The 25,262-nt window shown below is 66.7% G+C and carries 17 protein-coding genes and 1 riboswitch; of the genes, 4 read left to right on the top strand and 13 right to left on the bottom strand.

Annotated features, from left to right (window positions below):
• Window position 1: 1 nt before the first annotated feature.
• From DKG75_RS20040 to DKG75_RS20015, 6 genes are all read right to left on the bottom strand, one after another.
• Complete coding sequence (locus DKG75_RS20040; protein WP_109922970.1) at window positions 2–979, bottom strand: ABC transporter permease; 978 nt, start codon at window positions 977–979, stop codon at window positions 2–4.
• Window positions 976–2,499, bottom strand: a complete 1,524-nt coding sequence (locus DKG75_RS20035; protein ID WP_109922969.1) for an amidohydrolase family protein — start codon at window positions 2,497–2,499, stop codon at window positions 976–978. Before DKG75_RS20035 ends, DKG75_RS20040 begins: the two co-directional genes overlap by 4 nt.
• Window positions 2,496–4,022, bottom strand: coding sequence for an ABC transporter substrate-binding protein (locus DKG75_RS20030; protein WP_109922968.1), 1,527 nt, complete (start codon window positions 4,020–4,022; stop codon window positions 2,496–2,498). The genes DKG75_RS20035 and DKG75_RS20030 overlap by 4 nt, the downstream gene beginning before the upstream one ends.
• A gap of 10 nt (window positions 4,023–4,032) precedes the next feature.
• The gene (locus DKG75_RS20025) at window positions 4,033–6,243 is read right to left on the bottom strand and encodes a TonB-dependent receptor (protein ID WP_109922967.1); all 2,211 of its coding nucleotides are present in this window, start codon (window positions 6,241–6,243) and stop codon (window positions 4,033–4,035) included.
• Window positions 6,244–6,320: 77 nt separating this feature from the next.
• Complete coding sequence (locus DKG75_RS20020; RefSeq protein ID WP_109922966.1) at window positions 6,321–7,259, bottom strand: LysR substrate-binding domain-containing protein; 939 nt, start codon at window positions 7,257–7,259, stop codon at window positions 6,321–6,323.
• Between the two features lie 51 nt (window positions 7,260–7,310).
• Window positions 7,311–8,408, bottom strand: coding sequence for an LLM class flavin-dependent oxidoreductase (locus tag DKG75_RS20015; protein ID WP_109922965.1), 1,098 nt, complete (start codon window positions 8,406–8,408; stop codon window positions 7,311–7,313).
• Window positions 8,409–8,957: 549 nt separating this feature from the next.
• Between DKG75_RS20015 and DKG75_RS20010 the strand changes: the two genes are divergently transcribed.
• Window positions 8,958–9,332 carry a co-chaperone GroES gene (locus DKG75_RS20010; RefSeq protein ID WP_109922964.1) on the top strand — a complete coding sequence of 125 codons (375 nt, stop codon included), beginning with the start codon at window positions 8,958–8,960 and terminating at the stop codon, window positions 9,330–9,332.
• Between the two features lie 25 nt (window positions 9,333–9,357).
• On the top strand, window positions 9,358–10,995 hold the full coding sequence (gene groL / locus DKG75_RS20005; RefSeq protein ID WP_109922963.1) for a chaperonin GroEL: 1,638 nt from the start codon (window positions 9,358–9,360) through the stop codon (window positions 10,993–10,995).
• A 64-nt stretch (window positions 10,996–11,059) separates the two neighbouring features.
• Here the strand turns inward: groL and DKG75_RS20000 are convergent, their stop codons facing one another.
• The 5 genes from DKG75_RS20000 to DKG75_RS19980 all read right to left on the bottom strand — a co-directional run bounded on the left by DKG75_RS20000 (window position 11,060) and on the right by DKG75_RS19980 (window position 18,862).
• A complete protein-coding gene (locus tag DKG75_RS20000) occupies window positions 11,060–11,920 on the bottom strand; it encodes an isocitrate lyase/PEP mutase family protein (protein WP_109922962.1) in 861 nt (286 codons plus the stop codon).
• A gap of 23 nt (window positions 11,921–11,943) precedes the next feature.
• Window positions 11,944–13,143: a 2-methylaconitate cis-trans isomerase PrpF gene (prpF, locus tag DKG75_RS19995; protein WP_109922961.1), complete on the bottom strand. Its 1,200-nt coding sequence runs from the start codon at window positions 13,141–13,143 to the stop codon at window positions 11,944–11,946.
• Window positions 13,144–15,780, bottom strand: coding sequence for a Fe/S-dependent 2-methylisocitrate dehydratase AcnD (acnD, locus tag DKG75_RS19990; protein WP_109922960.1), 2,637 nt, complete (start codon window positions 15,778–15,780; stop codon window positions 13,144–13,146). It lies immediately after the preceding gene.
• Window positions 15,781–15,785: 5 nt separating this feature from the next.
• Window positions 15,786–16,949 (bottom strand): bifunctional 2-methylcitrate synthase/citrate synthase, encoded by a 1,164-nt coding sequence (gene prpC / locus DKG75_RS19985; RefSeq protein ID WP_109922959.1) that lies wholly within the window; start codon window positions 16,947–16,949, stop codon window positions 15,786–15,788.
• 125 nt (window positions 16,950–17,074) lie between these two features.
• Window positions 17,075–18,862 carry a ribonucleoside-diphosphate reductase subunit alpha gene (locus DKG75_RS19980; RefSeq protein ID WP_243746589.1) on the bottom strand — a complete coding sequence of 596 codons (1,788 nt, stop codon included), beginning with the start codon at window positions 18,860–18,862 and terminating at the stop codon, window positions 17,075–17,077.
• Window positions 18,863–19,038: 176 nt separating this feature from the next.
• Window positions 19,039–19,246: riboswitch (cobalamin riboswitch) on the bottom strand.
• A 219-nt stretch (window positions 19,247–19,465) separates the two neighbouring features.
• On the opposite strand from DKG75_RS19980, the gene DKG75_RS19975 reads away from it, so the two are divergent.
• The gene (locus DKG75_RS19975) at window positions 19,466–21,085 is read left to right on the top strand and encodes an isocitrate lyase (RefSeq protein ID WP_109922957.1); all 1,620 of its coding nucleotides are present in this window, start codon (window positions 19,466–19,468) and stop codon (window positions 21,083–21,085) included.
• 143 nt (window positions 21,086–21,228) lie between these two features.
• Here the strand turns inward: DKG75_RS19975 and DKG75_RS19970 are convergent, their stop codons facing one another.
• Complete coding sequence (locus DKG75_RS19970) at window positions 21,229–23,385, bottom strand: malate synthase G (RefSeq protein ID WP_109922956.1); 2,157 nt, start codon at window positions 23,383–23,385, stop codon at window positions 21,229–21,231.
• Between the two features lie 62 nt (window positions 23,386–23,447).
• A complete protein-coding gene (locus DKG75_RS19965; protein ID WP_109922955.1) occupies window positions 23,448–23,684 on the bottom strand; it encodes a hypothetical protein in 237 nt (78 codons plus the stop codon).
• 150 nt (window positions 23,685–23,834) lie between these two features.
• Between DKG75_RS19965 and DKG75_RS19960 the strand changes: the two genes are divergently transcribed.
• Entirely contained in the window at window positions 23,835–25,256 is a 1,422-nt protein-coding gene (locus DKG75_RS19960; protein ID WP_109922954.1) for a helix-turn-helix domain-containing protein, read from the top strand.
• The last annotated feature ends 6 nt before the right edge of the window (window positions 25,257–25,262 follow it).

Below are 25,262 nucleotides of genomic sequence, written 5' to 3'. Positions count from 1 at the left end.
GTCACCGCTGCTGCCGGAGGCGGGGATCGAGCAGGACGAACAGCAGGTCCGTCGCCGCATTGACCATAAAGACCAGGACCGCGGTCACCAGCGCCAGGGTCTGGAGCACGGGGAAATCCAGCGTCTCGGTCGATTTCAGCAGCAGCCAGCCGATGCCCGGCCGGGCGAACAGCGTCTCGGTGACCACAGTGCCCGCCAGCAGGCTGGCCAGCATGGTGCCGACCAGGGCGGCGGTCGAGAGCAGCGCATTGGGCAGGACATGGGACCACAGGATGCGCAAGGTGCCGGCGCCGTTCGCCCGTGCCGTGCGCACATAATCCTCGGCGACGGCCTCGCCGACATTAACCGCGACCACCCGGGCGAGTTTCGGCACCAGGAAGCCGGCGAGAGTGAGCACGGGCAGCACGAGGTTCGCCGGCCCGCCATAGCCGACCGAGGGCAGCCAGCCGAGATCGACCGACAGCAGGCGGATGAGCAGCAGGCCGGTGACGAAGCCGGGCGTTCCCTGCAACAGGAACAGCAGGCCGGCGGCAAGGCGCCGCGACGGCCGTTCCGGATGCAGGCCGAGCCAGGCGCCGATGGCGATGGCGAGCGCCGCCGACAGCGCCATGGCGACGAGGACGAGGCTGACCGTGACCGGCAGATGGGCGAGCACGAGGCCGAGCGCCTCCTGCCCGCCGGTCAGCGAATGGCCGAAATCGAAACGGGCAAGCTGGCCCAGGTAATTGAGGTACTGAAGCCAGACCGGCTCGTCGAGGCCGAGGCTGGCGCGGAGGCCGGCCAGTTGTTCCGCCGTCGCCTCCTGCCCGCCCAGGACCGCCGCCGGGTCGCCCGCGATGCGCAGCAGGACGAACAGCAGCAGCGACAGCGCCGCCAGCAGCACGGCCAGGTCGCGCAGCCGCCGCAGCGCCGCCCCGACGACACGGGGCGGCACGACGGCGCGGCGGGCGGCCGGGGTACCGGCGGCGGCGTCGGTCACGGTGCCACCTTGGCCTTTGCCCCGGCGCCGTCGATCGCGGTGCCCCGGAAGAAGTCGGGGTCGGCCTCGGTATAGAAGCGGTACGGGTTGGCGAAGACGATGTCGCGGAATTCGTCCTCGGTGATCGCGCCGCGCTCGACCAGGCTCCAGGTCTCGGCCAGGACCTCGGTGCCGTCGGGCACGTCCCAATGGCCGAAGTCGGAGGCCCAGAAGGCGTTCAGCCGGGCGCCGAGCGGGTTCACCCTGGTGTTGAAGGCATGGGCCACGGTCGGGTCGTCCGCCTCCGAGCCGAAGTAGAAATTGGGCACGAAGCGGTCGCGGATATCCTCGATCGAGGTGATGCCGGGGAATTCGTCGATCGTCTCCGCCGCCTCGTCCTTGCTGAAGGCGCCGAGAACGCCGCCGAGGGCCGCCTTCAGCAGGGTCTCGTCATCCGGGTTGCCGCCGGCGAAGAGATCCTGGCCATGCTCGCGGTAGAGTTTCAGCAGCAGGTCCCGGTCGAGCGCCTTGGGATCGTAGTTCTGGACCTGCGGCCGGCCGCGCTTTTCCCAATGGCCGACGAGATCGGCATAAAGCTGGGCGCCCCAGCCGGCCCCGCCTTCGAGGAAGCCGAAGCGAAGCCCGGGGAAGCGCCGGGTGACGCCGCCGAGAAAGATCGACTTGGCGAAGGCATGGGAGGCGGCGGCGAAATGGCCGATGTGGTTGAACATATAGTTCGAGGTGGAACTGCGCGCGCTCCAGCCCATGGCGCCGGTATGGGTGGTCAGCGGCACCTTGAGTTCGATCACCTTGGCCCAGAAGGGATCGTAGTCATGGGGACTGTCGATGCCGAAGAAATCGAGATAGGTCGCATATTGGGCGACATCCGGGTGGTGCCGGCCCGGATAGCGCTCGGCCACCGCCTCGATCGGGCGCTTCAGCCCGCCGGGGATCAGGGCGGTCTTCAGCTTCAGCACCTTCACCGCGTGCTCCAGCTCCTCGATCCCTTCCTGCGGATTGTGCAGGGGGATGGCGGCGACGGGGGTCAGGCGGTCGGCATAGGGGCGATAGACATCGGCGTGATAGGTGTTGATCGCGCGGATCAGGGGCTGGCGCAGGTCGTCGTCGCGGACGAGCACGGCGAAGGTCGCGATATTGGGATAGAGCACGGCATAATCGGTGCCGTTGTCCTGGAGGCGCTCGTGCAGCAATTGCGGCAGCGAGACGGTGGCGTAATCGATCGTGTTCTTCGAGGGGATCGACCACCACGCCGGCCGGACCGAACGGTAGTGGTTACGCTCTTCCGGGCTGAGGCCGTACCAGTCGTATTTGCCGAAGGCATAGCCCTTGCCGACGAAGGCGCGGAACTTGTCGACCGCCTTGGCGCCGCCGAACTTGTCCACGTAATCGTCCAGCAGGGGCTGGAACTCGGTAGTGTGAAGATCGGAATCGATCACCGGATAGGGCAGCCGGGCCCTGATCTGCGCCGAACGCGAGACCTTCTTCCTGCGATAGTCGGCGAGCGAGGTCGTGGTCGTCACGGTGTTTCTCCTGCTGAAATCTTTTCCCAGTGGATGAAGCGGCTGCCGGGGGCGAAGTCCTTCACCCGGGCGGCGACGCCGGCGAAATCGACGCTGTTGACGAGAAAGAGCGAGGTCGCCTCGTCATGGGTCCGGCGCATCACCTGCCGCATCAGGGCGACGCGGCGTTCCGGGTCGGGCTCGGCATCGACGGCGGCGATCAGGGGCTCGATCTCGGGAATGCAGGTGAAGACCGGCAGGGGAGCGCGGCCGCAGGTGATGGCCCGCAGGGCGTTCATCGCATCGCTGCGCGGCAGGGACGACAGGCCGAGGCCGAAGATCGGGCCCGAGAAATCGCCCCCGGCGAATTTCTTCACCCAGGCGGCGACCGGCAGGGCGCGCAGTTCCACCTGGATGCCGATGCGGGCAAGGTCCTGCGCCGCCGCGCCATAGATCACGGCATCGCCCGGAATGGCGTTGACCGCGATGTCGATCACCGCCGGGAAACCGTCCGGATAGCCGGCCTCGGCCAGCAGGGCCTTCGCCTTGTCCGGGTCGTAGGGATAGGGTTCGATGGTCGGGTCGAAGCCGATGGCAACGGGCGAGGCCGGCTGGCTGGCGGCGGTGGTCTCGCCGCCCAGGATCTGCTCGACGATCGCCTGCTTGTCGACCGCGTAATTGACCGCCTGGCGGACGCGCCGGTCGCGGAAGGGGCTGCCCGGCGCCTCGGTCGACAGGCCGAAGGTGATGACCAGGGGCGCGGGCCAGCTGACGACGCCGGCGCCGCCCGCCAGCAACTGGTCGCGGGTCTCGGCCGAGACCTGGATCGCGAGGTCGATGGCGCCGGACAGCAGGGCGCTGACCCGCGCCGCCTCTTCCGGCAGTTCGAGGAAGGTGATGCGTTCGAGCCGGGGCTTCCGCCACGAGGCGGGATTGGCGACCAGCTCGATCCGCGAGGGTTCGGAATGGTCGAAGCGGAAGGGGCCGGTGCCCAGCGCGGCGCCGGCGAAGGCTTCCTCGCCGATCTCGGCCCAGGCCCGGGGCGGCACGATGAAGACGCCGGCCAGTTCCGCCGGCAGCGCCGCATTGGGGCTCTTGGTCGTGATCTCGACCGTCAGGGGATCGGTGGCCGCCGCCGAGGTGACGGTGCGCACCAGGGCGCCGGCCTGGGTATGGCGGTGCCGGTCGTCGCGGAGAATGTCGATGGTGTGGACGACCGCCGCCGCATCGAAGGTCTCGCCATTCGCGAAGGCGATGCCGGGGCGGAGGTGGAACCGCCAGCGTGTCGGCTCCACCTGCTGCCACGACAGGGCGAGGGCGGGCACCGGCGCGCCGCCGGGGCCGATCTCGGTCAAGGCGTCGAGGACGGCGGACCACAGGTAGAGCCCGGGGGTGCCGATGGTCTGGAAGGGATTGCCGCGGGCGGCGTTGAAGGCGTAGACGCCGACCGTCAGGGTTCCGGTCGGCGTCTCGGCCCGCGCGGGCAGGGCGGCGGCGATGGTGATCGCCGCCGCAGCGCATAGCCTGAACAGCAGGGCCCGCACGGTTTCCGCCTTAGAACGCGTAGCCGAGACGCGCGGTCACGGTCAGCGGATCGTTCGGATAGACGAGGGTGGTCGCACCGAAGATCAGGGTCGTGCCGTAGTAATGCTCGTCGGTCAGGTTCTTGCCTTCGAGGGTGGCGGTCCAGTGGCCGTCCTCGCTCAGGTAGGTGATGGAGGCGTTCAGCAGCTGGTAGGCGTCCGTCGCCCCGACCTCCCGGTTGTAGGCGTCGTTATAATATTTGGCGGTATGGCTGAGGCTCGCGCCCAGCTTGATGCTGCCCGGAATGTCGAGCGGCGGCTGGTAGGTGAAGCCGACCAGGGCCTTCAGCGGCGACACGCTCTTCAGGTCCTTGTCGGAGCAATCCTCATAGGCGCCGGCGGGATTGGCGCAGAGGAAGGTCTCCGTATACTCGGCATCGGTAACCGCGAGATTGCCGTAGACCAGCAGTTCCGGCGTGATCTTGAACGACGTCTCGAGCTCGAGGCCCAGAATGCGGGCGGCGCTGGCATTGGTCGTGCGCCCGACCGTGGTCCCCTGGATCTGCTGGGTGACATGAAGGTCGGTGACGTCGTTCACATAGCCGGCGACGTTGAGCACGAAGCGCTTGTCGGGCGACTGGTATTTGCCGCCGATTTCATAGGCGTTGACATTCTCGGGGTCGAAGTCGAACAGCGAATAGATCAGCTGGCCGCTGTTGACCGTGGGGCCGATGCGGTTCCAGCCGCCGGCCTTGAAGCCGCTGGTGAAGGTCGCATAGGTGAAGAATTCGGGCGTGGCCTGGAATTCGATCCCGAGCTTCGGCGTCAGTCCGTCCCAGGTCCGGCTGCCCTCCAGCGGGTAGCGCACGGGCACCGCCGGGGTCGGCTCGTAGTAGTAATTCCACAGATCCTTGGTGTCGCGGGTATAGCGCAGGCCGCCGATCAGGCCCAGGCGGTCGGTCAGGTGATAGGTGACCTGGCCGTAGGCGGCGTAATTATAGGTGTCCTGGATCGAGTGCTCTTTCGGGTTGGAACCGACCGGGACCTCGAAATCCGTGTGCTCCTGGAAGTAGAACAGGCCGCCGACGGCGGTGAAATCCTTGCCCTGGTAGGTGGCGTTGAATTCCTGGCTGAGGCTGTAGTTGTCGACATAGATGCCGCTGGTCAGCGCGAAATTGGCCACCGCGTGATTGGCGATGATGGTGCCGTAATCGAGGTTGCGATAGGCCGAGATGGAGGACAGGGTCCAGTCCTGCAACTTGTAGCGGCCGGTGAGCGAGATGCCCCAGGTGTCGGAGTTGGAATCGCTCGGCAGGGTCGAGCCGGTCGCGAAGATATCGCCGACGACACCGGTCGCCGTGGGCACGCCGGCCGGGTAGAAGGGGCCGCTGTCGTCGTTCACATTGTCGGCCGACAGTTCGAATTCCAGGTCGTCGGTCGGCGTGAACAGCAGCTTCAGGCGCTCGGCCGTATAGTTGCGGTCGTTGACCCAGGTGTTCTGGTTGCTGGCGAAGGTGATGCCGTCGCGCTGGCGATGGATGACGGCGAGCGAAGCCGCCAGCTTGTTCGGCACGATGGGGGCGGAAATGAAGCCGTTGATGTCGAACTGGTTGTAGCTGCCGTAGGACACTTCGATCGAGCCGGTCGGGACCTGCGACGGGCGCTTGGTCACGACGTTGATGGCGCCGCCCGAGGTGTTGCGGCCATAGAGCGTGCCTTGCGGCCCGCGCAGGACCTCGACCCGCTCGACGTCGGCGAAGTCGAAGACCGCGCCATAGAGGCGGGGGTAATAGACGAAGTCGACATAGGTGCCGACGGCGGGATCGACGTTGAAGGTCGCACTGTCCTGGCCGACGCCGCGCAGGAAGATGCGGGGCGCGTTCTGGAGCGCGGTCACGCTTTCGACGACGAGGCCCGGCACCTGGGCCCCCAGGCCCTTCAGGGTGGTGACCTGCCGCTCCTCGAGCGCCACCCAGCCGATCGCCGAGACCGAAACCGGCGTCGACTGGAGATCCTGGTTGTAACGCTGCGCGGTCACCAGGACATCGCCGACCTCGGCGGTCGCGGTGGCGCGTTCCTGCCCCGCTTCCTCGGCCTGCGCACCGGCGGCGAGGAACGCGGCGCCGAGCCAGACCGCCATGGCGAGGCCGCTCGGGCGGCAGCACAGGCGCGATGCCGTGATCGTTTCGGCGCTGCCGATGACGGCATGGGGGCTGTGGGCGCCATTCGCAGTCTTGGCCATGTTCAACTCCGAACCTGTGTTAATTGAATGATATTACTTACTGATAATGATTTTTTAGGGGCCATGGATCGCGAGGGTCAAATTTGAATTTTCAAAGTGTCCTCTGCCGCCGCTGCCGCCCGCGGGCCCGAGACGACGGAGCCGGCGGGCAGGTCGCTTTTCAGGGTCTCGGTCAGGATGGTTTCGAGGCGCGAGGCGGCGGGGCTGAGCGTTTCCGCCATGGTGCAAAGGGAAAGGCCGATGGTCGAAAGCCCGGGCAGTCCGAAGCGCCCGTCGAGCACCTTCACGCCCTCGGGCAGGCCGAGGGCGGTTCGCACCGTCACCCCGAGCCCGGCCTCGACCATGGCCCAGAGGCCGGACAGGCTGGGGCTGCTGGCGGTCAGCTTCCAGGGCTGGCGGGCCCGGCCCAGGGTTTCGATGCTGGCCTCGCGGAACATGCAGGGCGGATCGAGCAGGGCGAGGCGGACGCCGCCCGCGGTCCGGGCGTCGGCCTCCAGCGTCCGGCTGCCGAGCCAGACCAGGGGCAGGCGGGCGCGCAGCGATACCCGCTCGTCCGTGGTCGGGCCGAAGGCGATGGCGAGATCCAGGGCCCCGGTCGCCAGTTCCTCGAGAAGGTCGCGGGTCCGGCCCACCTGCAATTGGACATGGATGTTGGGATGCGCCCGATTGAAGCGGAGCAGCACGGCCGGGAGCCATTTCTCGGCGAAATCGGGCGGCACGCCCAGGCGGACCGCGCCTTCGATCGCCGAGCCGCGAACGGCATATATCGCCTCGTCGTTCAATTCCAGCAGCCGGCGCGCGTAATGCAGCAGGATCGTTCCCGCCTCGGTCAGGGCGACGGTGCGGCCGTTCTTGCGAAACAGGCTTTGCCCCACCTGTTCCTCCAGTTTCTTCATCTGGAGGCTGACCGCCGACTGCGACCGGCCGAGACGCGCGGCGCCATGGACGAAACCGCCGAGATCGGTCGCGATCACCAGGGTGCGCAGGATATCCATGTCCAGGTTCAGGAAGCGCATGGTTCAGTTTTCCTGCACTGTCGGCGCCATCGGCCCAGGGACGCTGATGCTTCAGGCGCTGAGGGCCCGGGGGCTCTCGGCGGCGACTTTCTCGCGCAGCAGGGGGATCAGCCCGGCGCCGTAGATTTCGGCGTCGCCGGCGGAATCGAAGCCGCGCAGGATGAAGGCGTCGGCCCCCAGCCGGTAATAGTCGAGCAGGGCGTCCGACACCTGTTCGGCCGTCCCGACCAGGGCGGTGATATTGCCGCCGGCGCCGGTCACCCTGGCGAGGGCGGTGAACAGGCGCTTGTCCAGCACCTCGCCCTTGGCCGCCGTCGCCAGCAGGCGCCGGGAGCCGACCGCCTGCGGTTCGGCCGGATCGCTGAGGCCCCGTTCGCGGCGGCGGGCGATGGTGCGGTCGAGCAGGGCATGGGCCCGGTCCCAGGCTTCCTGTTCCGTGTCGGCGACGATCGGCCGGAACGAGATCGAGAAGCGGGGGCGCCGGCCGTGGGCGGCGGCCGCGGCTCTCACCCGGGCGATCTGGTCGGCGACGCCCGCATGATCCTCGCCGAACAGGGCGTAGACATCGGCATGGCGCGCCGCGACCCGAAGGGCGGCTTCGGACGCGCCGCCGAAATAGATCGGAAAGCGCGGGCGATACTCGGGCTCGATGTTGAAAAGGGCGCCCTTGAAGCGGTAGTAGCGCCCCTCGTGGTCGACCGGGGCATTGTTGCTGTTCCAGATCTTCTTCAGGATCTCGACATATTCGTCGGTGCGGGCGTAGCGCTCGCCATGGCCCAGATAGTCGCCGTCGCGCTGCTGTTCGACGTCGTCGCCGCCGGAAATCACATGGATGGCGGCGCGGCCGGGATAGAAGCGGTCGAAGGTGGCGAAGGCGCGGGCGGCGTTGGTCGGCGCCTGGAAGCCCGGGCGATGGGCGACCAGGAACTTCAGCCGGCTGGTCGCCGCCGCCGCATGGGTCGCGATCTGGAGGCCGTCCGGGTAGGACGAGACCCAGCCGATCAGCGCCCGGTCGAACCCCGCCGCCTCATGGACCTGGGCGATCCGGCGGACATAGGCGGGGTTCAGGAATTCCGGCGTCGAGACATAGGGCTCGCTCGACTGATGCTCATGCCCGGCGATCAGGCCGATGATCTCCACGGTCGCCATATCATCCTCCGAATATAATACTCAATATTAGTGTTGAACTAATATTTCTACTAATAATGATGAACTACGAAGTTTTCCCCACTTCAATTCAGAAATTCTCAAGGGTGACAAAACCTGGGCCCCGGTTGCGCGGCATGCCCCGGGCGGCGCGTCGCGCCCGCACCATGCCGCAACGGGTGGCGATCGCCGGGTGCCGGTGAACCCGCCGCGGATACCGGCCCCGCTGACCGGCCTTTGGGCGGGGGGGGGTATTGAGCTATACAAAAATGTTAAATAAAAATATCTTGCTGATAATTAATGTGTAAATTACTAGAGTACGCAGGCTGTCGGGAAACAGCCCTGAATCGTTCTGTCGAGGCCACCTTGCAAGCCACAGCACTGATGCCTTCCCTGTCCGCCGAGGGCCTGGCCACGCCGATGCGCTGTTGCCGCTGACCGCGTCTCGCTGTCCGGGGCCGGCCCGGCAGCCCGTTCCCGAATTTCCGCACCGGCCGGCTTCGGCGTGACCGGAAAAATCCCATCCCGCATCCCCATCAGGAGAACAGTTCCATGTCGTTCCGCCCTCTTCACGACCGGGTGGTCGTGCGCCGTCTCGAACAGGTCGAGCGTACCGCCGGCGGCATCATCATCCCCGACACCGCCAAGGAGAAGCCGCAGGAAGGCGAGATCGTCGCCGTCGGTTCCGGTCTTCGCGACGAGGCGGGCCGGTTGCAGCCGCTCGACGTGAAGCCGGGCGACCGGGTGCTGTTCGGCAAGTGGTCGGGCACCGAGGTGAAGATCGACGGCGAGGATCTGCTGATCCTGAAGGAAGCCGACATCATCGGCCTGTTCGCGCCGGCCGCCCCCGCCCCCGCGGCGAAGACCGCTACCGCCACGGCGGCGGCGGCCAAGGTGGCGAAGCCGGCCGCGAAGAAGCGCGCCTGAGACAGCAAAACCAAGGAGAAGAGCAATGGCAGCCAAGGACGTTAAATTTGCCGGCGAAGCGCGCGAAAAGATCCTGCGCGGCGTCGACATCCTCGCCAACGCGGTGAAGGTGACGCTGGGGCCGAAGGGCCGCAATGTCGTCATCGACAAGTCGTTCGGCGCCCCCCGCATCACCAAGGACGGCGTTACCGTCGCCAAGGAGATCGAACTGGCCGACCGCTTCGAGAACCTGGGCGCCCAGCTCGTCCGCGAGGTGGCGACCAAGACCGCCGATCTCGCCGGTGACGGCACCACCACCGCGACCGTGCTCGCCCAGGCCATCGTCCGCGAGGGCGCCAAGGCCGTGGCCGCCGGCCTCAACCCCCTCGACCTCAAGCGCGGCATCGATCGCGCGGTCGCGGCCGTGGTCGCCGACGTGCAGGCCCGGGCCAAGAAAGTCTCGACCAATGGGGAAATCGCCCAGGTCGGCACGATTTCCGCCAATGGCGACGCCGAGATCGGCAAGATCATCGCCCAGGCGGTGGAAAAGGTCGGCAACGAGGGCGTGATCACGGTCGAGGAGGCGAAGAGCCTGCAAACCGAACTCGACGTGGTCGAGGGCCTGCAATTCGATCGCGGCTATCTCTCGCCCTATTTCGTCACCAATGCCGAGAAGCTGACCGCGGAACTGGAAAACCCCTATATCCTGATCCACGAGAAGAAGCTGACCGCGCTCCAGCCGCTGCTGCCCCTGCTCGAATCCGTCGTGCAGTCCGGCCGCCCGCTGCTGATCATCGCCGAGGATGTGGAAGGCGAGGCGCTGGCGACCCTGGTGGTCAACAAGCTGCGCGGCGGCCTGAAGATCGCCGCCGTGAAGGCGCCCGGCTTCGGCGACCGCCGCAAGGCGATCCTCGAGGACATCGCCATCCTGACCAACGGCCAGGTGATCTCGGAAGACGTGGGCATCAAGCTCGAGACCGTGAACCTGTCGTTCCTCGGCAGCGCCAAGAAGATCCGCATCACCAAGGACGACACCACCGTTGTCGCCGGCGCCGGCAGGAAGGCGCTGATCGAGGCCCGCGCGGCCCAGATCAAGGCCCAGATCGCCGAAACCACCTCGGACTACGACCGCGAGAAATTGCAGGAGCGCCTGGCGAAGATTGCCGGCGGCGTCGCCCTGATCCGCGTCGGCGGCGCGACCGAGGTCGAGGTGAAGGAGAAGAAGGACCGGGTCGACGATGCGGTGCATGCGACCCGCGCCGCGATCGAGGAAGGCATCGTCCCGGGCGGCGGCATCACCCTGTTCTACGGTGCCCGCGCCATCGACAAGCTGAAGCCGGGCAATGACGACGAGCGCGCCGGCATCGAGATCGTGCGCAAGGCCCTCCAGGCGCCGGTGCGCCAGATCGCCGAGAACTCGGGCACCGACGGCTCGATCGTGGTCGGCAAGCTGCTCGAATCGAAGAGCACCGCCTGGGGTTACGACGCGCAGAAGGGCGAATTCACCGACCTGCTCAAGGCCGGCATCATCGACCCCGCCAAGGTCGTGCGCGTCGCCTTGCAGGATGCGGCCTCGGTCGCCGGCCTGCTGATCACGACGGAAGCCCTGATCACCGAAAAGCCCGAGAAGAAGGCGCCGGCCGCGCCGGCAGGCGGCCCGGGCGGCGGCGACTTCGACTTCTGATCCGCCGATCCCGGACGGATGAAATGGCCCGGACCCCGATGGTCCGGGCCATTTCATTGGCCGCTTAGCTGTAGCGCTTTTCGAGGGCGTCCCATTCCGGCTTGCCGACCAGACGCTGGCGTTCGGCGAAGGGGGTGACGAGGCCGCTGCTTTCCGTCACTTCCTTTTCGTCGCGGAGCACGGTCAGGGCCTTCTGCATGCCGGCGACGGCGCCTTGAAGGGCGGCATTGGCATAGAGGACGAGGCCGTAGCCGAGGCCGGCGAGATCGGTCGCGTTGAAGATCGGGGTCTTGCCCCCGATCACCATGTTCATCAGTTGCGGCCGGTCCAGGCGCTGCGGCAGGGCGCGGATCTCGTCGGCGCTGGTCACCGCCTCGACGAAGAGGATGTCGGCGCCGGCCTCCGCGAATTTCGCGGCGCGCTCGATCGCGGCCTCGAAGCCGTGGACGGCGGCGGCATCGGTCCTGGCCATGATCATCAGGTCGGCATCGCGCCGGGCATCGACGGCGGCCTTGATCTTGGCGACCGCTTCATCGGTCGGGATCACGTCCTTGCCGGCGAAATGGCCGCAGCGCTTGGGCGCCACCTGGTCTTCCAGCTGGATGCAGTCGGCCCCGGCCCGTTCCAGCGTGCGCACGGTGTGATAGACGTTCAGCGCATTGCCGAAGCCGGTGTCGGCATCGACCAGCAGGGGAACATTCACGGTATCGCGGATGCGGGCGGTATGGTCGGCGATCTCGGCCAATCCCATGAAGCCCTGGTCCGGCAGGCCGAACCACATGTTGGTGACCCCGGCACCGGTGACATAGATCGCCTCGAAGCCCAGGTCCTCCACCACCTTGGCGGACAGGGCGTTGAAGGCGCCGGGCACGATCACGCCGCGGCGGGCTTCCACCAGGGCCTTCAATTGCTTGCGGGTAGACATGGTGTTTCCTTGAAGGTTGCTTTTCAGATCGTCTCGGCGGGCACGCGCAGCCAGCCTTCCATCAGGATGCGGGCGCTGCGGCTCATGATCGCCTTGGTTACCTGCCACCGGCCCTCGACCAGCGCCGCCGCCGCGCCCACCCGCAGCGTGCCGGACGGATGCCCGAAGCGGACCGCCTCGCGCGTGCCGCCGCCGGCGGCGAGATTGACCAGGGTGCCGGGCACGGCCGCCGCCGTGGCGATGGCGACCGCGGCCGTGCCCATCATGGCATGGTGCAGCCGGCCCATGGACAGGGCGCGGACCAGGAGGTCGATCTCCCCGGCCCGCACGGTCCGCCCGCTGGAGGCGGTGTAATCGGCCGGGGGCGCGACGAAGGCGATCTTCGGCGTGTGCTGGCGCTTCGCCGCCTCCGCCGCGTCGCGGATCAGGCCCATGCGCAAGGCGCCGATGGTGCGCAGCGCCTCGAAGCGGGCCAGGGCCGCCTCGTCGCCATTGATGTCGCCCTGCAATTCGGTGCCGCGATAGCCGATGGCGGCGGCATCGACGAAGATGGTGGGAATGCCGGCATTGATCAGCGTCGCCTTCAGCCGGCCGCCGGGGACCAGGGCTTCCGGCACGTCAAGCTCGTCCACCAGGTTGCCGGTCGGGAACAGGGCGCCGCCGTCCTCCCCTTCATCGGCGGGGACGAGGAATTCCAGCACGATCTCGGCGGCGGGGAAGGTTACGCCGTCCAACTCGAAATCCCCGGTCTCCTGCACCGCGCCCTTCGTGACGGGGACATGGGCGACGATGGTCTTGCCGATATTGGCCTGCCAGATGCGGACGGTGCAGATGCCGTCCCCCGGCACCCGGGCGGGATCGACAAGGCCGGCATGAAGCGCGAAGGCGCCCGCCGCCGTCGACAGGTTGCCGCAATTGCCCGACCAGTCGACGAAAGCCGTGTCGATGGAGACCTGGCCATAGAGATAATCGACGTCATGGCCGGGCCGGCTGCTCTTCGACAGGATCACCGCCTTGCTGGTGCTCGATGTGGCGCCCCCCATGCCGTCCGTCTGCTTGCCATAGGGGTCGGGGCTGCCGATGGCGCGCAGGAACAGGCGGTCGCGGGCCGGGCCGGGGGTACGGCAGGCCTCGGGCAGGTCGTCCAGGCGGAAGAATACGCCCTTGCTGGTGCCGCCGCGCATATAGGTCGCGGGGATGCGGAGCTGCGGGGGAAAGGGCATTCAGATCGCCTCCCGTTTCGGGGGTTCGGCGGCCAGGAAATCCTGGGCGAAGCGTTGCAGCACGCCGCCGGCCTCATAGATCGAGACTTCTTCCGCCGTGTCCAGGCGGCAGGTGACGGGCACGTTCAGGGTCTCGCCGCTGCGGCGGCGGATGACCAGGGCCAGTTCGGTCCGGGGCTTCCGCTCGCCCGCGACGTCATAAGTCTCGCTGCCGTCGAGACCGAGGGTGAGGCGCGTGGTGCCCGGCTTGAATTCCAGCGGCAGCACGCCCATGCCGATCAGGTTGGTGCGGTGGATGCGCTCGAAGCCTTCCGCGACGATGGCCTCGACGCCGGCAAGGCGGACACCCTTGGCCGCCCAGTCGCGGCTTGACCCCTGGCCGTAATCGGCCCCGGCGACCACGATCAGCGGCTGGCGGCGCTCGATATAGGTCTCGATCGCTTCCCACATGCGCATCACCTGGCCGTCCGGCTCCAGCCGGGTCAGGGAGCCCTTCTTCACCGCGCCGTCGACCACGGCCATTTCGTTCACCAGTTGGGGATTGGCGAAAGTGGCGCGCATGGCGGTCAGATGGTCGCCGCGATGGGTGGCGTAGGAATTGAAATCCTCCTCCGGCACGCCCATGCGGGTCAGATATTCGCCCGCCGCCGAATGCGCCAGGATGGCGTTGGAGGGCGACAGGTGATCGGTGGTGATATTGTCCGGCAGCACGGCGAGGGGGCGCATGCCCGTCAGCGTGCGCGGCACCGCCGCCAGGGCGCCGATCCCTTCCGTATCCCAATAGGGCGGGCGGCGGATATAGGTGGAGTGCGGCCGCCAGTCGTAGAGCGGGCTGGCCTTCACCGCCGCCGGCCGGCCCTTGCCGAACATCGGCTCGTAGACCTGGCGGAACTGTTCCGGTTTCACCGAAGCGGCGACGATGGCATCGATCTCCGCATCCGAGGGCCAGAGGTCCTTCAAGGTCACGGGCCTGCCGTCCGGGCCATGGCCCAGCACATCCTGCTCGATGTCGAAGCGGATGGTGCCGGCAATGGCATAGGCCACCACCAGGGGCGGGGAGGCGAGGAAGGCTTGCTTGGCATAAGGGTGGATGCGGCCGTCGAAATTGCGGTTGCCGGATAGAACGGCGGTCGCATAAAGGTCGCGGTCGATGATTTCCTGCTGGATCGCCGGGTCCAGCGCGCCGGACATGCCGTTGCAGGTGGTGCAGGCATAGGCGACGATGCCGAAGCCGAGTTTTTCCAGTTCCGCCAGCAGGCCGGAGTCTTCGAGATAGAGCCGCGCCACCTTGGACCCCGGCGCGAAGGAGGACTTCACCCAGGGCTTCCGGGCGAGGCCCAGGTCGTTGGCCTTTTTCGCCAGCAGGCCGGCGGCAACCACATTGCGCGGGTTCGAGGTATTGGTGCACGAGGTGATGGCGGCGATGATCACCGCGCCATCCGGCAGCAGGCCCTCTTGCTCCTGTTCCCGCGCCCTGTCCAGATCGATGGCGATGCCGCGTTCGGCCAGCGCCGAGGTCGGCAGGCGGCGGTGCGGGTTGGAGGGGCCGGCCATGTTGCGGACGACGGTGCCGAGATCGAACTCCAGCACCCGCTCGTATTCGGCGCTCGCCAGCGCATCGGCCCAGAGGCCGAGGGTGCGGGCATAAAGCTCGACCAGGGCGACCTGTTCCGCCTCCCGCCCGGTCAGGCGCAGGTAATCGATGGTCTGGCCGTCGATATGGAACATGGCGGCGGTGGCGCCATATTCGGGGCACATGTTGGAAATCGTCGCCCGGTCGCCGATGGAGAGGCTGGCGGCGCCCTCGCCGAAGAATTCGACCCAGGCGCCCACCACCCGTTCCTGGCGCAGGAATTCGGTCAGGGCCAGCACGATGTCGGTCGCGGTGATGCCGGGCTGGCGCCGCCCGCCCAGGCGCACGCCGACGATATCGGGCAGGCGCATCATGGACGCCCGGCCCAGCATGACCGTCTCCGCCTCCAGCCCGCCGACGCCGATGGCGATGACGCCCAGGGCATCGACATGGGGAGTATGGCTGTCGGTGCCGACGCATGTATCGGGAAAGGCGACGCCGTCGCGCACCTGGACCACCGGCGACATTTTTTCGAGGTTGATCTGGTGCATGATGCCGTTGCCGGCGGGGATCACGTCCACATTCTCGAAAGCCTGTTTGGTCCATTCGATGAAGTGGAAACGATCCTCGTTGCGGCGGTCCTCGACGGCACGGTTCTTCTCGAAAGCCTGGGGGTCGAAGCCGCCGTATTCGACCGCCAGGGAATGGTCCACGATCAATTGGGTGGGCACCACCGGGTTCACCTTGGCGGGATCGCCGCCCTGGTCGGCGATCGCATCGCGCAGCCCGGCGAGATCGACCAGGGCCGTCTGCCCCAGGATGTCGTGGCAGACGACACGGGCCGGATACCACGGGAAATCCAGGTCGCGCCGCCGTTCCACCAATTGGCGAAGGGCATCGGTCAGCAGGGCCGGATCGCAGCGGCGGACCAATTGTTCCGCCAGCACGCGCGAGACATAGGGCAGCCCCGCCCAGGCGCCGGGGCGGATGGCCTCGACGGCGGCCGGCGCATCGAAATAATCGAGCGCCGTCGCCGGCAGTTTCTTGCGGTAAGCCGTGTTCATGGGCGTTACTGCCGCTGGTCGATGGCGACGAAGGCGCGGTCTTCCGGGCCGGTGTAATTGGCGCTGGGGCGGATGATCTTATTGTCGATCCGCTGCTCGATGATATGCGCCGCCCAGCCGGAGGTACGGGCGATGACGAAGAGGGGGGTGAACATCGCCGTCGGCACGCCCATCATGTGATAGCTGACGGCGCTGAACCAATCGAGGTTCGGGAACATCCGCTTCACCTCCCACATCACGGTTTCCAGGCGCGCCGCGATGTCGAACATCCTGGTCGAGCCGGCGTCGACCGACAATTGGTGGGCAACGCGCCTGATCACTTCGTTGCGCGGATCAGCGACCGTATAGACCGGGTGGCCGAAGCCGATCACCACTTCCTTTCGCTCGACGCGGGCGCGGATGTCGGCCTCCGCTTCGTCCGGACTGTCGTAACGCTTCTGGGTCTCGAAGGCGACTTCATTGGCGCCGCCGTGCTTTGGCCCGCGCAGCGCGCCGATGGCGCCGGTGATGGCCGAGTAGACGTCCGATCCGGTGCCGGCGATGACCCGGCCGGTGAAGGTCGAGGCATTGAATTCATGCTCGGCATAGAGGATCAGGGACGTGTGCATGGCCCGCTCCCACAGCGCCGAAGGCTTACGCCCGTGCAGCAGGTGCAGGAAATGGGCGCCGATACTGTCGTCGTCCGTTTCGACCTCGATGCGGCGGCCGTTGGTCGACCAGTGGTACCAGTAAAGCAGCATGGAACCGAGGGAGGCCATCAGCCGGTCGGCGATGTCGCGCGCGCCCGGAATATTGTGGTCGTCCTTTTCCGGCAAGGCGCAGCCGAGCGCGGAGACCCCGGTGCGCATCACATCCATCGGGTGCGCCGAGGCGGGCAGGCATTCCAGCGCCTGGCGGACGTTGCTCGGCAACCCGCGCAGGGCTTTCAGCCGGGCCTTGTAGGCCTTGAGTTCGGCCATGGTCGGCAGCTTGCCGTGGACCAGCAGGTGCGCCACTTCCTCGAATTCGCAGCGCTCGGCAATGTCCAGGATGTCATAGCCCCGGTAATGCAGGTCGTTGCCGGACTTGCCCACCGTGCACAGCGCGGTATTGCCGGCGGCGACGCCCGACAGGGCCACGGATTTCTTGGGCTTGAAGGGGACTGCGGTCTCGGGCGCGATCGCGTTCATGGGACGTTTCCTGTTCCGAAGAGGCCTGTGGCCGCCATCTTCGGAAAGGTCGCCCCTTGCCGTGAATGCCTGAAATGGTGAGGATTTGCCGAAGCCGTCCTGCAAATCTGCGAAGTTTGCGAAGCCTATTGGCAGGCGAGGCATTCCTCATAGTCTTTCCGCGCCGGCGCCTCCAGCTTGCCGGCGAAGCCCGCGCGGCTGACCGATTTGGACCGGCAGTAGTAAAGGCTCTTGATGCCGCGCGCCCAGGCGGACCAATGCAGCATGTGCAGGTCCCATTTGTCGACATCGGCGGGGATATAGAGGTTCAGCGACTGGCTCTGGCAGATAAAAGGCGCGCGGTCTGCGGCGAGGTCGATCAGCCAGCGCTGGTCGATCTCGAAGGCGGTGCGGAACACGGCCTTCTCGTGCTCGTCGAGGGCGTCGAGATGCTGGACCGAGCCTTCGTGTTCAAGGATCGAGGTCCAGGTTTCCTGGGTGTCCAGGCCCTTTCCGGCCAGCAGGTCGGTCAGATAGGGGTTCCGCACCACGAAGGCGCCGGACAGGGTCTTGTGGTTGTAGATATTGGCTGGGATCGGCTCGATACAGGCGGATGCCCCGCCGCAGATGATGCTGATCGAAGCGGTGGGGGCGATGGCGATCTTGTTGCTGAAGCGGGCCTTCAGGCTGCGTTCGGCGGCATCGAGGCAGGCGCCGCGCTCCTCCGCCAAAAGGACGGAGGCGGCATCCGCCTCGCGCCGGATCTGCCGGAAGATGCGCATGTTCCACGACTTCGCCATGGCGCTTTCGAAGGGGATGCCCTTCGCTTGCAGGAAGGAATGAAAGCCCATGACCCCGAGCCCGACCGAACGCTCGCGCATGGCGGAATATTTCGCCTGCGCCATCGTCTCGGGTGCGCTTTCGATGAAACTGGTCAAGACATTGTCGAGGAAGCGCATGACATCCTCGATGAAGCCTTCCTCATTGCACCATTCGTCGTAAGTCTCGATGTTCAGGGACGACAGGCAGCAGACGGCGGTGCGCTCCGCGTCGCGGTGGTCCGTGCCGGTGGGCAGGGTGATTTCCGAGCAGAGGTTGGAGGTCGAGACTTTCAGCCCCAGGTCGCGCTGGTGGCGGGGCAGGGCCTTGTTCACCGTGTCGATGAAGAGGAGATAGGGCTCGCCGGTCTGCAACCGGGTCTCCAGGATGCGCTGCCACAATTGGCGGGCATCGACATGGCGCAGCACCGCCCCCGATTTCGGGCTGATCAGCGGGAACATCTCGCCCGTCTTCACCGCCGCCATGAAGGCATCGGTGATGTTGATGCCATGGTGCAGGTTCAGGCCCTTGCGGTTGAAATCGCCGGACGACTTGCGGATTTCGAGGAATTCCTCGATCTCCGGGTGATGCACGTCGAGATAAACTGCGGCCGAGCCCCGGCGCAGCGAGCCTTGCGAGATCGCGAGGGTGAGCGCATCCATGACATGGATGAAGGGAATGATGCCGGAGGTCTCGCCGCAGCCCTTCACCGCCTCGCCGATGGAACGCACCCGGCCCCAATAGGTGCCGATGCCGCCGCCGTTGGAGGCCAGCGCCACATTCTCGTTCCAGGTCTCGACGATGCCGTCCAGACTGTCCGGCACGGAATTCAGGAAGCAGGAAATGGGCAGGCCGCGGGTCGTCCCGCCATTCGACAATACGGGCGTCGCCGGCATGAACCACAGGTTCGAGATGGCGTCATAGAGCCGCTGGGCATGGTCCACATCGTCGGCATAGGCACAGGCGACGCGGGCGAACAGGTCCTGGTACGATTCGCCCGGCATCAGGTAGCGGTCGTCCAGCGTCGCCTTGCCGAAAGCGGTGAGCTTGGCGTCGCGGGCGCGCACCAGCGTCAGGTCGGCCGGCCGGGGCGGCTGCGCCAGGGGGCGGGGCAGGGGGGCGACGCGGGGCGCGGGCCGCGCGGCGGGAAGCGGGACGAGATGACCGTTGTGGTCGAAATCATAGGCCGGCAGCGACACGTTCGATCCCCTCCTGATCGGTGGGGCGCCGGGATGCCATGGGCAGGGCTTATCCGCCCGCCGACGGCCATCCGCCCGGGACACCCCGCCCGTGGACAATCATCGGCATGGCAGGTCTCCTGGCTCGCGGGTCGTCGCCTTGCCCCGCCTTCCCGGGCCGGACGGTCCAGTGGCGTATCTTGGGCAGGCTCGTCGCTTACAGTTGCGGGGGCAGCTTCGGAATCGGGGGATTCCCTTGACCGAATTCCCTCTTAGCCCCGGATCTTGTGATTCCGGGGAACCATGCTGCGGACATCTTGTGGCCGGCGGGGGAGAGTCGTCAAGCCGCGCCTGGGCGGCCCGATCTTGACAGGATTTACCACGATTGTTTCCGGGCGGTCAGGTCTTTGACAAATTTACCTTTATTTTCAAATGGTTGTCTTTAACGGGGCGGGCCGCCCGCCTAGCATCGCGCCAGGTGTCGGCCCAGGACCGGGGCCGATACACCCCTTCCCGACGCGATCCGCGAGGAGCCCCCCAATGTCCAATCGCAAATCCTATGCCGACCTCGTGGCCGAGGTCGCCGCGCGTTACCCCTCGGGCCAGACGCCCGGCGGCGTCTCGGTCGACGATATCGTCCAGCTGAAGGTGCAGAATACCTATGGCACCCATCTCGACATCGCGCGCGGGATGGCCGGCGTCATGCGCCGGGACATGGCGGCCTATGATGCCGATGCCGGAAAATTCACCCAGTCGCTGGGCTGCTGGTCGGGTTTCCATGCCCAGCAGATGATCAAGTCGGTGAAGCGCCTGCGCGGCACGGCCAGGGGCACCTATGTCTATCTGTCGGGCTGGATGGTGGCGGGTCTCCGCAACCGCTGGGGTCACCTGCCCGACCAGTCGATGCACGAGAAGACCGCCGTCGTCGAATTGATCGAGGAGATCTATGTCTCGCTGCGCCAGGCCGATGAAGTGGCGCTGAACGACCTGTTCAAGGACCTGAAGGCGGCGCGGGCCCAGGGCGATGCGGCGGCGGAGGCCAAGGCGATCGCGGCGATCGACGGTTTCGAGACCCATGTGGTGCCGATCATCGCCGACATCGATGCCGGCTTCGGCAACGAGCATGCGACCTATCTCCTCGCCAAGGAAATGATCAAGGCCGGCGCCTGCTGCCTGCAGATCGAGAACCAGGTCTCTGACGCCAAGCAGTGCGGCCACCAGGACGGCAAGGTCACGGTCCCACGCGAGGATTTCATCGAGAAGCTGCGTGCCTGCCGCCTCGCCTTCGAGGAATTGGGCGTGGACGAGGGCGTGATCGTCGCCCGCACCGACAGTCTGGGCGCCGGCCTGACCCAGAAGGTGCCGGTCTCGCAGGTCCCGGGGGATCTCGCCGCCGAATACATCAAGTGGCTGAAGGTGGAGCCGATCACGGCGGACAAGCCGATCCGCGAGGGCGAACTGGCCCTCTACCAAGGCGGCCAGTTCGTGCGCCCGCAGCGCCTGCCGAACGGCCTCTTCCCCTTCAAGGAGGGCACGGGCAAGCAGCGGGTGGTCGAGGATTGCATCGCCTCCCTGACCCAGGGCGGTGCCGATCTCCTGTGGATCGAGACCGACACCCCGAATGTGGACGAGATCGCCGGCATGGTGAACGAAATCCGCAAGGCCGTGCCGAAGGCGAAGCTGACCTACAATAATTCCCCCAGCTTCAACTGGACCCTGAACCTGCGGAGGCAAGTCCGCGCCCAATGGCTGAAGGACGGCAAGATCGCCGAGACCGATTACCCGGACGGCAACGAGCTGATGAAGGCGGATTTCGATGCCACCGACCTCGGCCGCGAGGCGGATGCCCGCCTCCAGCGCTTCCAGGCCGATATTTCGGCCCGCGCCGGCGTCTTCCACAATCTCATCACCCTGCCGACCTTCCACCTGACGGCAAAGTCGATGGACGAACTGTCGCGCGGCTATTTCGGCGACGACAAGATGCTGGCCTATGTCGCCACCGTGCAGCGCGAGGAAATCCGGCGCGGCGTCTCGGCGGTGAAGCACCAGCATGAAGTGGGCTCGGACCTGGGCGACAGCTTCAAGGAAATGGTGTCGGGCGAACGCGCGCTGAAGGCGGGCGGCCATGCCAACACGATGAACCAATTCGCCGCCGAGTAACCCGGCGAACGACAAAAGGCGCCGCTCCCGAAAGGGGCGGCGCCTTTTTCATGCCCTAGGAATGCCGGCGGCGACGGTGGTGATCATCGCCGCCGGCGGCCGCGATACCGCCCGCCATGACCGGGCCGTATCGCGACGGGTTGCTAGCCCTTGGCGACGAGGCGCCACTTGTGCAGCAGGGGTTCGGTGTAGCCGCTCGGCTGCTCGCGGCCCTTGAACACGAGGTCGAGGGCGGCCTGATAGGCGACACTCCCCTCATAGGCCGGCACCATGGGCTTGTAGAGGGGATCGCCCGCATTCTGGCCATCGACGACGGCCGCCATGCGCCGGAAGGTCTCGTGCACCTGATCCGCGGTCACGATGCCGTGATGCAACCAGTTCGCCATATGCTGGCTGGAGATGCGCAAGGTCGCCCGGTCTTCCATCAGGCCGATGTCGTTAATATCCGGCACTTTGGAACAGCCGACCCCCTGGTCGATCCAGCGCACCACGTAGCCGAGGATGCCTTGCGCGTTATTGTCCAGTTCCGCCCGGATCTCGTCCGGCGACCAATTGGTGTCGGTGGCGACCGGGATGGTCAGCAGGGCATCCAGCACGTCTTCCGACTGGCCTTCCAGCCCGGCCTGGATCTCAGCCACATCGACCTCGTGGTAATGCAGGGCGTGCAGGGTGGCGGCGGTCGGCGACGGCACCCAGGCCGTGTTGGCCCCGGCCTTCGGATGGGCGACCTTCTGCTTCAGCATCTCGCCCATCAGGTCCGGCATCGCCCACATGCCCTTGCCGATCTGCGCCTTGCCGCGCAGGCCGCAGGCAAGGCCGGTCAGGACATTGTTCCGCTCGTAGGCCGAGATCCAGGCGGATGACTTCATCGCGCCCTTCCGCACCATGGGCCCGGCTTCCATCGAGGTATGGATCTCGTCGCCCGTGCGGTCCAGGAAGCCCGTGTTGATGAAGGCCACCCGGTGCTTGGCCGCCGCGATGGCAGCCTTCAGGTTCACGGTCGTCCGGCGTTCCTCGTCCATGATGCCGAGCTTCACCGTATAGGGGGCGAGGCCGGCCAGTTCCTCCGCCCGGCCGAAAAGCTCGTCGGCGAAGGCAACCTCTTCCGGCCCATGCATCTTCGGCTTCACGATATAGATCGAACCGGCGCGGGAATTGCGCAGGGGGCCCGTGCCCAGCAGGTCGTGCCTGGCGATCGTGACCGAGACCACCGCATCCAATATGCCTTCCGGGATTTCGCTGCCGTCTTCGAGCAGGATCGCCGGGTTGGTCATCAGGTGGCCGACATTGCGGATGAACATCAGCGAGCGGCCCGGCAGGGTGAGCGTGCCGCCGCCCGGCGTCGCATAGGTCCGGTCCGGGTTCATGGCGCGGGTGAAGCTCCGGCCAGCCTTCGCCACCTCTTCCGTCAGCGTGCCCTGCATCAGGCCCAGCCAATGGCCATAGGCGACGACCTTGTCCGCCGCATCGACCGCGGCGACCGAATCCTCGCAGTCCATGATCGTGGTCAGCGCCGCTTCCACCAGCAGGTCCTTGACCCCGGCGGGATCGGTGCTGCCGATGGGATGGGTCTTGTCGATCTGGATTTCGATGTGCAGCCCGTTGTTGACCAGCAGGATCGCGGTGGGCGCCTCCACCGGGCCGCTGTAGCCGACATATTGGCCGGGATCGGCCAGGCCGATCTCGCCGTCGCCCATGACGGCGACCAGGACGCCGCCGGCGATGGCATAGCCGCGGGCATCCTTGTGGCTGCCGCCGGCAAGCGGGGCGGCGAGGTCGAGAACGTCGCGGGCATAGGCGATGACCTTGTCGCCCCGGGCCGGGTTGTAGCCCTTGCCCTTCTCGGCACCGCCGGTCTCGGGAATGGCATCGGTGCCGTAGAGGGCATCGTAGAGACTGCCCCAGCGGGCATTCACGGCATTGAGGGCATAGCGTGCATTCATCACCGGCACGACGAGCTGGGGCCCGGCCTGGGCCGAGATTTCCGTGTCGATGCCCGTGGTCTCGATGGCGACATGATCGGGCACGGGGGCGAGATAGCCGATCCCGGAAAGGAACGCCTTGTAGGCGGCAAGGTCGCCCTTGCCGTTCGCCCGGTGCCAGGCGTCGATCTGGGCCTGGATGTCGTCGCGCTTCGCCAGCAGGGCCTTGTTCTTCGGGGCGAGGTCATGGGCGATGGCGTCGAGGCCGGCCCAGAAGGCCCCGGCCTCGATGCCCGTGCCCGGCAGGGCCCGGTCCTCGATGAAGGCGGCAAGCTCGGCCGCGACCTGGAGACGATGGCGGGTAACGCGGGATGTCATGGGCGATCCTCAAAAAAAAGCCGCCGGGGTGGGGGCCCCGGCGGCAGTGCGCGAAGAATGGGTCAGCGGGCGCGATTGAGATTGACCACCGGGCTCATCTGGTCCGCCCAGCGGCCGTCGCCGGAATGGACCCGGTCGGTCCGCTTGATCTCGACGATGGCGCCGGCAGCCATGGCCTTGCGGATGGTTTCGTTCATGCGGGCCACATCGTGGGACAGGGCTTCGATGATGCCTTCGAGATCGGTCGGCATGGGGCAGCTGCCGGCACCGGGGATGGTGATGATGTCGCTGTCGGTCATGGTGCGCTCCAGTCGCGTAAAGCCGTTCTGTTGTGGACAGTCTTTACAAAGAGGGCGCCTGGGGCAATCATCCGCCTTGTAAAAAAGTGTTTATATGTCAATGATTTAACAGTTAATGGGGCGATCTTGTAAGGATTGTCAAGCAGGGCCATGGAGCGGGAAAAGAAAGTCTTTGCCGGGCCGCGCGTGCGGCAGTTGCGGCTGGCCATGGGCCTGACCCAGACCGGGATGGCGGAAGCGCTGGGGGTATCCGGCAGCTATCTGAACCTGGTCGAGCGGAACCAGCGGCCCCTGACCACCCAATTGCTGCTGCGCCTTGCCGAGGTTTACGACCTGGACCTGCGGGATTTGCGCGGCGACCAGCAGGCGCGGGTGGCGGCGGAAATGACCGAGGCCCTGACCGACCCCGTCTTCGGCGGCCGCATGCCGACGGCGGGGGCCATCGTCGAGGTGGCGTCCGGCCAGCCCGATCTGGCGGCGGCCTTCCTCGCCCTATACGGCGCTTATCGGAAGGCGGTGACCCCGGCGGTGGAGACGGGCGGCGAGGCCGACCGCCAGATGCCGCCGGCCGCCGAACCCTTCCCGATCGAGGAGGTCCGCGACCAGTTCCACCGCCGCCACAATTATATCGAGGAGGTGGACGATGCCGCCGAAGCCCTGCACGGCCGGCTGAGTCATACGGACGATCTCTTCGCCGCCCTGCGGGACCATTTGCGCGAAAAGCACCAGGTGAAGGTGATCGTCATGCCGGTCGAAGCCATGCCCGAGGCGCAGCGCCGCTTCGATGCGGGCGGCCGGCGCCTGATGCTGTCGGAAATGCTGCCCATGGCCAGCCGGGTGTTCCAATCGGGCGTGCAGATCGCCCTGCTGTCGGAAGCGGCGACCCTGGACCGGCTGGTGGCGGCGGCCCCCTTCAAGACCGAGGATGCCCGCAGGCTTTACCGCATCGGCCTGGCCAATCACTTCGCCGGCGCCTTGATGATGCCCTATGGCCGTTTCATCGATGCGGCGGAGGCGGTCCGCTTCGACATCGACGTGCTGGCCAGCCGTTTCGGTGCCAGCATCGAACAGGTGGCCCACCGCCTGGCCACCCTGCAGCGGCGCGACCGGAAGGGCGTGCCCTTCTTCCTGCTGCGCCTCGACAATGCGGGCAATATCTCCAAGCGTTTCGCCGCCGGCGGGTTCCATTTCGCGCGCTTCGGCGGCACCTGCCCGCGCTGGCGGGTCTATGATGCCTTCGCGACGCCCGGGCAGACCATCGTGCAGCCGGTCGAACTGCCGGACGGCACCCGGTACCTGACGATTTCCCGCACGGTGGAAACCCTGCGCGGCCCCTATCCCAACGCCGGGCGGAAGCTGGCGATCAGCCTCGGCTGCGAAGTCGCCCATGCCCATCGCGTCGTCTACGGCGACGGGCTGGATCTTTCCGGCATGCAATCGGTTACGCCCATCGGCGTCACCTGCCGGATGTGCGAGCGGAGCAATTGTTCCTCCCGCGCTTTCCCGCCGATGACGCGCTCCCTGACCATCGATGCCGACCGCAAGGGCTTTTCCGCCTTCGAGTTCGGCTAGTCCGGC

It is taken from the genome of Zavarzinia compransoris (genome assembly GCF_003173055.1).
In the GTDB taxonomy this organism is placed as follows: Bacteria; Pseudomonadota; Alphaproteobacteria; order Zavarziniales; family Zavarziniaceae; genus Zavarzinia; species Zavarzinia compransoris.
The sequence above is the reverse complement of the archived record's forward strand: the minus strand, read 5'-3'. Positions and strand labels throughout refer to the sequence as shown.